This is a genomic window from Mesorhizobium sp. P5_C1 (assembly GCF_054049815.1).
Window position 1 is genome coordinate 1 of the sequence record NZ_JBFULQ010001378.1, and the last position, 576, is coordinate 576.

Below are 576 nucleotides of genomic sequence, written 5' to 3' on the forward strand. Positions count from 1 at the left end.
GTTTCCTGCTTTGCCATAAAACCGTGATATCAGAATTCTTGCTCTTACGGAAGCACTAGAGCCTGACACTAAATCGAATTGGCGAAGATCCGATGTCGAACACCATTGTTCGCAAGGCACTCGGCCCGCTGCCCCATCAGCGGCGGGTGGTGGTGCACTCGGCAGGGCTCGAACCTGCATCTGCCCGGGAAGGTCCCGCTCTGTCCTAGATTGAGCTACGAGCGCCAATTTTGGCACGCTAGTAGAACGGGCTCATTCGATCAAATTAGCGATTGGGATAGCCGGCACATGCATTGGAAGTAGGTCGAGGTGGGAGGCCGAGCTACCCTCTGTATCGCCCTTTCTCGCACCAATATCGAACAACGACACCGGGTTGCGCCCGAAACAGACTGGCCGCAAGTTGACAATTCTCTCTGTTGTACGCCTCCGCCTCGGTCGCATCGAACGTGGCCACATGGATACGCATTTCGGCGGCAGCGGAGCTTCGGTACAGCGTATAGGTTTTGGAGTCATCAGCCTGGGGCGCGCAGCCAGCCAAGGCCGAAACCACCCCCAGAGCAAGGAACAACCTCATTT

1 protein-coding gene and 1 tRNA gene are annotated in these 576 nt (G+C 56.4%); both read right to left on the reverse strand.

Going from position 1 to position 576, the window contains the following annotated elements; translation table 11 throughout:
• Window positions 1–150: 150 nt before the first annotated feature.
• Window positions 151–225, reverse strand: a tRNA-Gly gene (locus ACXJ7R_RS35920).
• Between the two features lie 97 nt (window positions 226–322).
• Window positions 323–576 (reverse strand): hypothetical protein (locus ACXJ7R_RS35925; RefSeq protein ID WP_457155916.1); only part of this gene is annotated, 254 nt, incomplete at its 5' end.